Below are 11,999 nucleotides of genomic sequence, written 5' to 3' on the forward strand. Positions count from 1 at the left end.
TGATCCCCCTATCGGTGTGCCCGACCACAGTCAGTCCCGCCGCGCCAGATCCAGCGCCACCACCCCCACGAACCAGTCCAGCACCTCGCAGATCTCGTCACCGTGCTCGGCGAAGACCGTCACCGGGAAGGACGGGCGCAGCTCCAGCTTCGCCTCGGGCAGGTCGACGCCGTCGATCTTGTTCAGGCGGTTCAGCAGTTCCCGGCGCTGTTCGGTGTCGTCGAAGGGCGTGCGGGACTTCAGGTGCTGAAAGACCACCTCGACCGTGCCGCTCACCGGGTAGATCGCGACCGGCCAGAGCAGATGGGGGCTACGGCTCGTCCCGGCGTCCAGCATCGGGAAGCAACTGGTCTCCTCATGACGGCCGTAGTTGAGGTAACCGCCTTGCCGGCGCCAGAAATCGAGGGCCCCCATGACGCCGGGGTGCGCGTCCGGCCAGTGCTCCTGCAGCTGCGCGCCGAAGCGCTCGGCCGCCGCCGCGTCCTCCCCCTCGGGGAGCGGGTCGTGCGCCGCGGGCTGTGCCACGTCCTTCCCCAGCAGCGTCGCCAGCTCCGCCGCGGTCAGGCGTTGCGAGCGGTGCGCCCGGCCCCAGGTGTCGAAGCGCACGCCCTCGCTCGTCAGCAGCTCCTGCGGCGGCTGCCGGTCGTCGCCGTCCGCCCAGCGGAAGGAAGGGGAGATCTTGCCTTCCGAGGTGAGCACCCGGTAGGCGCCGATCACCGTCGAGTTGCCGCCCAGGTACGCTCCGACGGCCACCGGGTGGCTGCCGATCAGCTCGGCGACGTCGCCGTACGTGGTCCACGTGCCGCTCGGCATCGCCACCAGCGCGGCCCGCAGCTCGGCCCAGCCCGGGGACTCCTCACCGGCCGGCTTGACCCCGCCGATCGGCCCGGGCCACAGGTTCACCGCGCGCTCGGACAGGCGGTCGGCACGCGCCAGGATCTCCGCCTTGCCCCAGCGCTGCGCCGAGGCGATCTCGAGGTTCATGCGCAGGGCGCTGGAGTCGAGGATCTGTTGCTTGCGCTCGAAGGGGTGGTTGGACAGCTTGCCGTTGTCGCCGGTCAGTGTGAGGTTGCCGAGGGTGTGCACCAGCAGGTCGTGCAGTTCCTGCGGAGTCTGGTTCGGCTCCGTCTCCTCGGAGAGGAGGTCGAACCACGCCGGAGCGGGTCGCTGCGGCAGGACGTGCTCCACGCTCAATGACGCCTTGGCGAAGTCCACGGGCTCGGAGGGACGGTAGCTCTCCTCCAGACGGCGGAGGATGTAACTGCGCTGTGGAGGACGGCCGCTCCAGTAGAACGGCTTGGTGCGGATCGCCTCGCGCAGTTCCTCGTCGCTCGGCCAGCGACGGCGACGGCCGGACAGGAACCGCCGCACCGCCTCGGCGGCGGACCGGTCGGTCTCCAGCTCCTTCGGCGCCTCCATGAAGATCCGGTTGAGGCCGGTCGTCGGCGTCTGGCAGATCAGGCGCCGTACCAGGTAGGACTCGACGTAGCCGAGCGCCTGCGCCGCGTCGTCGGGTGTCGTCCGGTCGGCCGCGAGCAGGTCCAGCAGGTGCAGTGCGAGCGGGTAGTGCGTCTGGCCACCCCAGGAGGCCAGGCGCTCCAGGACCGCGCGCAGGGCGGGGGACTGCTCACGGGCGGGCTCGACGATGCGGAGGAACCTCCGGGCGCGCTCGGCCAGCTGCTCGATCTCGCGCTGCAGCGCGTCCTCGTCGCCGGCCAGCGGCTGGAGTCGTTTCTGCTGTTCCCGGTAGATCTCGCTCTGCTTGGTCTTGTAGTGGCCGCGCACCACCAGGTCGAGCCAGACCAGCAGTTCGAGGTTCTTCGGGCCCAGGCTCTGCTGCATGGGCAGCCACAGCTCCTGGTAGATCCGTTCGCCTCGCTTGGGCAGCAGCATGAAGACGTAGTTGCGCAGCAGGTCGCTCTGGCTGAGCCCGACACCCGTGTTGTTGATCGACTCGAAGATCCGGTAGACGTTGTCACCGGACTCGGCGGTGATCTCCACGATGGACAGCAGATCCTTGAGAGCCGTCTCGACCGTGGCGGTCCACCGCTCGTCGCCCGCCTCATGACCCTCGGCGAGCGCGCCGCGGAAGAACCGGTAGGCGGCCCCGACGTTGTCGCTGCCGCCGGCCTCGGCCCGGGACTGGACGCAGGCGGTGTACGCCTCGCGGTCCGCCTGCGTGGGAAGCAGACGGTAGTGGTCCGCACCCTCGTGGAACTCGTTGACCAGTATCTGGCGGTGCACCCGGTCCACGCCGCGCGCGTCACCCGTCTCCTTCAGATGGTCACGCAGCGCCGTGAAGGCCAGCATCAGAGTGGTCAGCCGCTGCTGCCCGTCCACCACCAGCCATCTCTGCACCCCGCCCGCCTGGATCTGGCCCGGTGCGAGCACCACGGAACCCAGGAAGTGCGGCGCCGCCGCCTCACCGGCCAGATGCTGTTCGACGAGCTCCCCCACGTCCTCCCACAGCCGCTGGAGCTGTTCCCTGCCCCAGCTGTACGTGCGCTGGTAGAGCGGGACCTGGAACTGCTTGTCCCCTTGGACGAGCTTGAGGAAGGTGATCTCCTGGGCGCGCATGCGCCTCCTTTCCCATGTGTCCCCCTGCCGAGTGCCACAGGCCCGGCCCATCCATGTCCCGGTGTTTCTCGCGCCAGGGGCGGCTGTCCGCTGAATCTATGCCTCTTCAGGCGCTGTTGTCCGCCGATGTCAGGGCCGAGCGACTGGAGACGCGGGGCATGGTCTCGTTGGGGGAGCGGCGCAGCAGCTTGATGCTGCGGCCCTCCACCCACGCGTTCCACGCCTTGAGGTAGTAGAGCAGGTGCTCACGTGAGTCGTCGCGGCGCCGGTGTGCGTTGCCCAGGGCCAGGTTGAGCATGGTGTTGCGCAGCGTGAGACGCGGGTCGCCCGGCTCCAGACGCGCGCCGGTGACGACTCCCTCCTCCCAGGCGGACTGGTCGATGTCGGGCCGGGTCTCGGTGGTGACGTACCAGCCGATCGTCGCGGCCGTGACGGTGATGCGGCATCCGCGGTTCATGGCGATGCCGTGCTGCAGGGCGTCGCGGACACCGGGGTGCTTGCCGAGCACATCCAGGAGCTGGTCGTTGCTCGTGACCGACGATCCGCCGCTCCACGCGGAGTTCGGTGCGGTCCGGTAAAGGTGCAGTCCTCGCAGGGCGGCCGCCAGGTGGGTCGCGTTGGCCTCACCCGCGAGGGCGAGCGCGTCGCGGCCGGTGCGCTTGCGGCCTGTGTCCATCACGGTGAACGCCGTGCGCGGCACGCCGCGCGCGACGGTCAGCTGCACGGTGACTCCCGCCTTGGCTATGGCCGCCAGGCGGTGCTGCCCGTCGATCAGGACACCGTCCTCGTCAAAGGCGATGCCTTGGTGAGTCAACTGCCACTCGCCGCGCTGGATCTGGCCGGCCAGTTGTTGCACCGTGCCCTTGCTGAGCGGCCGGTTGTTGGTGTTGCGGGTCAGCCACTGTGCCGCCAACTGGGGCGAGACGTCGACCACTTGCATGTCCATGGCGCGATTGCCCTCCTCCGGGAACTTACGTCACGCCCAACGCACGGGCGACGCCTTCGAAATCCTGCCGTGTAACTGTGAACTCAGTCAATGACTTTCCATCGTCGATGTGGAGGTCTATCGTGACGCCGGGGCGCGCTGAAATCGCTGCTTGATCACTCGCTGTCGAGCTTGCGGCCCGACGGGCCTCAAGGTGGCGTGTGCTGTCAAGGGTTGCTGATACGCTCGCCGCGTGTGCTCAGTTCACACCCAAGTTCGCGCGCCGGGGGGCGTGTGGGCGGCTTGAGGCGGCTGGGCGAGATGTCACGGAACGGGTCATGAGCTGGCCCTCAGCACACAGTGGGGTGGGGCGTGTGAGTCAGGACGAGAGCGTGCCGGGTGACGGCCTGCGGCCGGTCGGTTCCGTCTACCAGTACGACGACGGCCTGTACGTACGGGTGGACGATGTCGTGCCGTACGTACTGGCCGACGCCGACGACAGTCACGGGTACCGGCCGGGTGACGACCTGGTGCGCTGCACCCTGCACCTGAGCAACGGCACCGGGCGGCCCGTAGACGTGGACGGCATCAGCCTGCTGCTGCGCGGCGGCCCGTACGGCAAGACGGCCCGTCAGGTGCACGACCACAGCGGTGTTGTGCTCGACGACGAGCTTGAGGGCACCTTGCGCACGGGACGCAGGCTCTCCGCCACGTGGGCCTACAGCATCCCGGCCGGAACCGCCGACGACCTGGACATCGAGGTCCGTTTCCGGAATGCGCACGACCGGGAGAGCGTCACCTTCACCACGGCCGCGAACGCCGTGCCGGCCGCCCTCGGCACCGGCGCCGCGTCCTTGTCCCGAGACAGCGGCACCCACACCGAGCCCGGCGGCGGCCTCGGCGTCCCCACCGGCGGACCCGGGCAGCAGCACAGCGCCCGCGCCACGCTCGACGCCGTCCCCGCCCAGCCGGCCGGCCCGGGACGCCAGGTCACGCCGTCACCCGCGCCTCAACTCTCCGGCGACGAACTCGACTCCGCACGCGTGCGGCAGATCTTCCGCTTCCTCGCCGAGGCGGAGGAGTCGAAGACGCGCCCCGTGCGCACGCTGGACGGCGCGGCCGGCACCGTGTGGTTCGACGAACTGCCCGACGACGACGGTGTCGAGGTGATGATCGAAGGCATGCTCGGCACCGACGAGCCGGCCTGGCTGACCGTCACCCGCCCCGAGCGCGAGGACGCGCCGCACCCCAAGGCTCTGCTCGCCCCCTGGGTGGACGAGAACCGCATCCGAGACTTCAAGCAGACCCGCGCCCCACACCTGCGCCGGCGCATCGAACCGGAGTTCCCCGACTGGTCGCAGGGCATCCCGCTCGACAAGACCTACCACGAGTTGGACGAGCATCCCCAGCGGGAGAAGATCGAGAAGCTGTACGCCGCCTGGGAACAGGAATGGCTTGCGTGGGCGGAGCGGCGCCGCGCGATCGACCCCGTCGTCAGGCTGTACGACCGGCTGCACAAGATGCACGAAGACGCCGCCAACCTCGGTGAGGCCTACGAGCTCGTGCTCGGTCTCGGCCGTCTGACCTGGCAGACGGTCGCGGGGCAGCGGGTGGAACGACACCTCGTCACCCACCGGGCCACCCTCCGGCTCGATCCGTCCACCGGCACGCTCACCGCCGCCCCCGATCCGACCGGCGCCGGACTGGAACTCGAAGAGGGCATGCTCGAAGGCGCCCAGCACGTGCCGGGTCCCGTGCGGGAGAAGATCGTCGAGGTACTGGAAGACGCCTCGGACGTGACGGACCCCGAACACCTCGACGCCGTGCACACCGCCCTGCGCAGCTGGGTCAACGCCGCGCACAGTGCCGGCGGCTACGCACCGACCGTGGAGCGCGCCAAGCCGCGCAGCCTCGACGTTCCGCAGGTGGGACTCACCCCCGCACTCGTCCTGCGTGAACGCAGCCGCCGCTCGACCATGGACGCGCTCAAGGCCATCGCCCGGCAGATCGACGCGGGCACCCCGCCCACCGAACTGCTCAGCTACATCGCGGGCCGCGGCGGCGCGCTCACCGCGGCCGACCTCGCGGCGGCGGAGGGCGGGACCGCGACCGACAGCGACGAGATGTACTTCGCCCTGCCCGCCAACGAGGAGCAGCGCACGATCGCCGAACGCCTGCGCGCCAACCGGCTAGTCGTCGTCCAGGGTCCGCCCGGCACCGGCAAGACGCACACCATCGCCAATCTGGTCACGGACCTGCTGGCCCAGGGCAAGCGGGTCCTCATCACGAGCCACACCCCGCGTGCCCTGCGCGTGCTGCGGGACAAGCTCCCGGAGTCCATCCGCGACCTGTGCGTGAGCCGCACCGAGGACGGCGCCGCCGCCCAGCGCGAGCTGGAGGCGTCCGTGCACAAAATCCTCAGCGAGTACGCCGGCTATGACGAGAAGGCCTCCTGGAAGGCGGTCAAGGCGCTCCAGTCCCGACTCGCCAAGGCCCGCGCAGCTCAGCAGGCCATGCTGCGCGACCTCGCGGTGCTGCGCGAGCAGGAAACCCATCGCTTCGAGGCGGAGATCGGCGACTACAGCGGCAGCCTCCAGGAGATCGCCGAGCGCCTCACCACGGAGAAGGGACGATACGACTGGCTCGGCCTCGTCCCGCAGGAGCAACCCGCCCTGACCGCCGACGAGGCCCTGCGCCTGCTGCATGCCACCCGCGCGTACACCCCGGACCACCAGGCACTGGCCGCCGAGGTGCCCGGGCCCACCGAGCTGCCGAGCCCCGGTGACTTCGAGGAGGCCGTGCGGGTCGTGCGGTCCACCGAGGACGCACATGCCGCCGCGCGCCAGGATCCCCTGTGCGCGGAGTACGACGCGGCCGTGCGGAGCCTGAGCGAGGCCGAACAGCAGCGGCTGTCCTCGGCGCTCGACGCGTTCTCCGCCGCCCGTGCCCGTGCCGCGTCCCTCGCCACTCCGGCCGGCGACTGGGCCGCGGTGCTGCTGAGAGAGGTGACCGAGGGCCAGGACTGGCAGGCACGCAGCCGGCGGGCCGCCGTCTCCGAGGCCCTCGCCGCCGTCGACGCCTCGCTCGCGACGCTGGGCACGGCCATGGTCAGCGGTCTGGACCGGTACGACCCGGCCACGGCGCTCGCCCAGGCCACCGCTCTGCACGACGGGCTCGGTCAGGGCCAGAAGCTGCGCGGGCCCCTAGGCATGCGCTCCAAGCTGGCGAAGACGGTCGGCGCGTTCGTGGACGCCGTACGGGTCGACGGACGGACTCCGGAGGACGTCCCGACGGCGGCTGTCGTCCTCGCCCGCATCCGACTCGAACTGCGCCTGGCACAGGTGGAGTCGGAGTGGGGCACTCCCGCCGCCGTCTGGCACGGACACGGGCCGCGCCTCGCACGGCTGCGTCAGGAGGCGGAGGTGCTCGACGCGCTGCTCGCCGTCGCCGCCGCGCGTACCGACGTCCTGACCGCCGCGGCCACGTCACCGGCGCTCGCCGTCGCCACCTGGCACGACGCCTCCGTCGAGAACGCCGTGCGCACCCTGCTGCGCGCGGCGACAACGCTGCGCGCGGCCGAGGGATCTCGCAAGATCATCGCGGACACCGAGGAACTGCTGCGGGTCTGGAGCGGCCGGCCCGGTGCCGCGCCCGCGGTCGTGCGCGCCCTCGACGCCGTGAGCGATCGGAACCCCGACGGCTACCGTTCGTTCAGCGACGAGATGGCCGAGGTGCGTGAGGCCGCGAGGCTGCGGGCCGAACAGGACACCGCCCTCACCTGCGTCCGCGAGGCGTTCCCGGCTCTGGCCGAGCGCATCACGGCCACGCACGAGGACACCGCCTGGGACACCCGGCTGCCCGCGCTCGCCGAGGCCTGGGCCTGGTCCGCGTGGCGTGAGCGCATGGAGCGGCTGACCGACCCCGAGGCCGAACGCGCCCTGAGCAAGCGGCTGACGGAGGCGGACGACGAGGCCCGTATCATGCTCGCCCGGCTCGCCGCCGCCCGCGCTTGGCACCGCTGCCTCGGCCTGCTCACCGGCGACCAGTCCCGCGCGCTGAGCGCCTACCAGCAGGCCGCCCGGCGCATCAAGGGCAAATACCAGCACCGCTACCGTCGCGACGCCCAGGCCGCCCTGCGCAAAGCGCAGACGGCGGTACCGGCCTGGATCATGCCGTTGCACCAGGTCGCCGAAACGGTGCCCATGGACCGGCCCGGCATGTTCGACGTCGTCATCGTCGACGAGGCCAGCCAGTCGGGCCTGGAGGCCATGCTGCTGAGCTGGCTCGCCGACCGGATGGTCGTCGTCGGCGACAGCAAGCAGGTCAGCCCGTCCAACGTCGGCCTCAAGCAGGACGAGTACTTCCACCTCAGGGACCGCCTGCTCACCGCGCTGGAGCCGGACGTCCGCAGCCTGTTCGGCCCCGACTCCAGCTTCTTCGATCTCACCGAAGCCCTCTCGGCGGGCCGCGGCACGCTCATGCTCAAGGAGCACTTCCGGTGCATGCCGGAGATCATCTCCTTCTCCAACCACCTCTGCTACAACCGCGATTTGCTGCCCCTGCGGCAGTACGGTGCGGACCGGCTGCCCCCGGTGCGCACCGTGCACGTCGAGCACGGTGAAGCCCTCGGCGCCAACTCCCGGCTGTGCAACCCCGCCGAGGCCGAGGCACTCGTCGACGCCATCGTGCGGTGCTGCGCCGACCCGGCCTACGACGGGAAGACCATGGGGGTCATCAGCCTCCGTGCCAGCAAGGGCCACCTGGCAGAACTGGAGAACTTGCTGGCCGACCGCCTCGACTACGAGCAGCGGGAGGAGCGGCGCATCCGGGTCGGCGACGCCGAGGACTTCCAGGGCGACGAGCGGCACGTCATGTTCGTCTCCTGCGTCAACTCACCGTCCACGGGCGCCGGGTCCGTGCCCGGCGGCTTCAACGGCAAGACCTACGAGCAGCGGATCAACGTGGCGGCCTCGCGCGCTCAGGACCAGATATGGGTGTTCCACAGCGCGCGCGCCGAACAGTTCCACGAGAACGACCTGCGTCGACGGTGGCTCGACCACCTCACCCGACCCGCGGAGGAGGACACCGCCGCGGTCGAGGGTGAAGTCCTGCCCGACGTCAGGCACGAGGCGTTCGACAGTCTGTTCCAGCAGCAGGTGTACCTGGAGCTGACGGCTCGTGGTTACCGGGTCCGCCCGGGATACAAGGTGGGGCGCCACACCCTCGATCTGGTGGTGGAGGGCGGTACGCGCCGGCTCGCGGTCGCCTGCGACGGTGACGCCTTCGCCGACGGCGAGGACGCCTCCACCGCGGCGGCCAGACAGCGAGACCTGGAACGCGTGGACTGGACGTTCGTCCGGGTCCGGGGCAGCCGGTTCCACCTCGACCGCGAGCAGGCACTGGCGCCCCTGTGGGCCGAGCTGGAGCGGGTGGGCATCGAGCCGGTGCGGGAGGAGACGGAGCAGTCGGGCAGCGCAGCCGACACCGGGCGCGGCGGGACGGAGCCGGACGACGAAGGCGTGGCGACCGAGCGCGCGAGCGAGCCGAGCGAGGACTCGGGCGGCATGGGCGCGGTGACCGTAGCCGCCGCCGTGGAGGCAGTTCCAGCGTCCGTGGATCCGCGCGAGTCGCTGCGCGGACCGGCCCTGCAGGTGATGCCGACTCCGGCGAGGCCGTCCGTGGTGTCTTCGGAGAACCGCGTCGGCACCGGACCCTCCGAGGGCCCGGCCCTGTCGGCGGAGCCCGGCGTGGCACCGGACCCGGGCACGCGAGGCTCACTGCCGGTCCGGCAGATCCCCGCCGCGGCCTTCCAGCGACTCGTGCGGGAGGTGCAGCAGTTGCAGGCGGCGCTCGACGCAGCCGACGAGACACCCGACGGGACGGACGCGGCCCAGCTCGTCTTCCTCAGGAAGGCCCAGGCCGACCGGCGCGACCGGCGCACGAAGCGTCTCACCTACCTGCGAACGTTCCTCGACTCCGTCGGCATCGGGCGGGAGCCCACCGTCCCGGACGTGGTGATTCCCGGCGCGCTGCTGGTCCTGGAGTTCGACGGTGACATCGACGAGGACACCCTGTACACGGTCGCCGAACTGCCCACCGCGGAGGCGGACATCGTCTCTCCGTCGTCGCCTCTCGGCCATGCGCTGATGTGGCAGCCTGCCGGACGTGAGATCTCGTACGACGCGTCCCAGGGCAAGAAGCGCACGGTCGTCGTCCGGGAGATAAGAGCCTGAGCCCTTCGACCGTCGGCCCTGTCACACGTACCGCACAGGTGACAGGGCCGCGCGTGTCTCAGCCGGCGACCGGGTCCAGCAGGCGGCTGCGCTGACCGCTCCAGGAGATGGCCAGTGCGTCACGCGCCCGCGTGCAGGCGACGAAGAGCAGGCAGTGCTCGGCCAGCAGATCGGAACGGTGCTGTACGGGGTCCTCGTCGGCGGGCGTCACCTGCGGAGCGAAGGGGAGCACGCTCGACGTCACGCCCACGACGGCCACGCAGCGGAACTCCAGTCCTTTCATCGCGTGCATCGTCGCCACGCGCACACCCGACACCTCCGGGGCCGGGTCGTCCCTGACCGCGACCGCCGGTACGCCCTCCCGGCGCAGACGCGTGATGACCGCGTCGACCAGCGTGTTGAACCGGGCGCACACCGCCACCTCGGACGGCCTCACGCCGTCCTGGTCCACCCAGACCCGGATCTGCTCCACCAGCGCCCGCAGCTCGTCGTCCTGACTGGCATGGCCCCGGGCCACCGGAACGCGGCCGTGCAGCTCGGACCGGTAGCCGTGCAGCGAGTCACGGCCGCCCTCATCGTCGTCGTCCTCACCGAGCCGGCCCACCGGCTGACCGTCCAGGAGCGATGCCGACCAGCGCAGGATCTCCTCGGTACTGCGGTAGTTGATGCGCAGGCGGGACGTGCGCCCACGCACGTGGACACCCAGCGAGCGAAGCGAGACCCGCGAGTCGTAGATGCGCTGGTGAGGATCACCCACGAGGAACAGGTCGTCGGCCTGTTCGGCGACGCAGGCGCGCAGTACCCGCCACTGGGCCGGGTGCAGGTCCTGCGCCTCGTCCACCACGACGTGCCGGTAGCGCGGCCCCTTCTCGGCCAGGATCCGGGCGGCCTGGTCACACAGCATGGTGTACGTCGCCGAGTCGCGCGCGGTCAGGTCCGTCGTGAACCGTTCCATCACCCGCCACAGCCGCGCCCGCTGGACCCGTCCGACCTGCGTGCCGCGCCCCCTGCGCACACAGCGCAGGTACTCCTCGGGCGTCCGCAGGCCCTGAGCCAGGACGACGCTCCGGAACTCCTGGGAGAGGAAGCGCTCGGACCAGGGCAGGTCCTCGCGGGCGGCGGCACGGGTCCAGGCGCTCTTCTCGGCTGCAGCCGACAACGGCTTCGGCGAGCTGCCCCTCGCCTCACGTATCACCCGGGCGGCCAGCGAGTCCACCGTCGTGACGTCGACCCGGTCGAGTAGGTGGGCGTCGGCGTCGCCGAGCAGCAGGGCGAGGCTGTCCCGCAGGGCGGCCGCCATGGCGTTGGTGAAGGTGGTGAGCAGGATCCGGTCGCCCTCGTGCCCGGCGCGCAGCAGATGCCGGACCCGGTGCAGCGCGACGACGGTCTTGCCGGTGCCCGGGCCGCCCGTCACCTGAGCCGGTCCGTTGAATCCGGGATGGTAGGCGTACCGGCGCTGGGCGGGGTGCAGGAAGACGCGCCAGCGGGTGAAATCCTCGGTGAGGATGCGCTCCAGCTCACCGGGGCCGGTGACTTCCACGATGCGGTCGGGCGTGTTGAGGATCGCCTCGCTGAGCGTGACGGCCGGCCGGTCCTCGGCCGTGCGAACCGTCTGCCCGCGTGGAGCGATCAGCTGCTCCCAGACGTCCTCGGGCGAGTAGCCGGCCGCCAGGTACTCCAGCACCTCGTACTGGTCGGCGGGCATCATGGGCGGCGCCATGACCGTCAGGTCGTCCGCCGCGACGCACACCCGCGCCAGCCGCAGCACCTGCTCGTCGATGCCCAGATCGCGCAGCACGGTGTCGGAGTGCTGGGTGAACAGACGTTCCGGCGTCTCGACCGCCTTCGTCTCGAAGTAGGTCTCCATCTGTTCGAGCGCCTCGACATTGCGGACCTCCAGTCCGCCGGTGGCCCCGTTGACCGAGTAGGCGCGCTTGCAGGCCCAGTTGATCGCCTCGTCGTGCGGTGCGACCCGCAGCAGCGTGTAGAGCCCACTTCCGTCGTCCGGGGCAAGGAGCACCCCCCGGTAGAACCGGGTGATCCGGATCGTGCGGATCCGGGGGTCGCGCGCTCCTTCGAGCTTCTCCAGGTGCATTCCCTTGCTGGCGTGCAGTTGAGGCACGGTCAGGCCACGAAACATCTGGATCGCGTCGTTGACCTCCTTCTGAACCGGTCTCTGCAACGAGATCAGATCCGCGACGAAGTCGTCGGAGAGGGCGAGACGGGGCATGGGCGTCCTCGGGTCACGGGCGGGCGGTGGGCGA

Annotated in this window: 4 protein-coding genes; 1 reads left to right on the forward strand and 3 read right to left on the reverse strand. The window is 70.8% G+C overall.

The window, feature by feature from the left end; translation table 11 throughout:
- Positions 1–30: 30 nt before the first annotated feature.
- Together ACFY2Z_RS28780 and ACFY2Z_RS28785 are read right to left on the reverse strand one after the other, a co-directional pair.
- The gene (locus ACFY2Z_RS28780) at positions 31–2,577 is read right to left on the reverse strand and encodes a DUF262 domain-containing protein (RefSeq protein WP_390747000.1); all 2,547 of its coding nucleotides are present in this window, start codon (positions 2,575–2,577) and stop codon (positions 31–33) included.
- Between the two features lie 106 nt (positions 2,578–2,683).
- Positions 2,684–3,523 carry a hypothetical protein gene (locus ACFY2Z_RS28785; protein WP_390747001.1) on the reverse strand — a complete coding sequence of 280 codons (840 nt, stop codon included), beginning with the start codon at positions 3,521–3,523 and terminating at the stop codon, positions 2,684–2,686.
- 353 nt (positions 3,524–3,876) lie between these two features.
- Between ACFY2Z_RS28785 and ACFY2Z_RS28790 the strand changes: the two genes are divergently transcribed.
- Positions 3,877–9,735 (forward strand): AAA domain-containing protein, encoded by a 5,859-nt coding sequence (locus ACFY2Z_RS28790; protein ID WP_390747002.1) that lies wholly within the window; start codon positions 3,877–3,879, stop codon positions 9,733–9,735.
- 58 nt (positions 9,736–9,793) lie between these two features.
- Here the strand turns inward: ACFY2Z_RS28790 and ACFY2Z_RS28795 are convergent, their stop codons facing one another.
- Complete coding sequence (locus ACFY2Z_RS28795; RefSeq protein ID WP_390747003.1) at positions 9,794–11,965, reverse strand: UvrD-helicase domain-containing protein; 2,172 nt, start codon at positions 11,963–11,965, stop codon at positions 9,794–9,796.
- Between the last annotated feature and the right edge of the window lie 34 nt (positions 11,966–11,999).

It is taken from the genome of Streptomyces sp. NPDC001222, assembly GCF_042896945.1.
Taxonomy (GTDB): domain Bacteria; phylum Actinomycetota; class Actinomycetes; order Streptomycetales; family Streptomycetaceae; genus Streptomyces; species Streptomyces gibsoniae.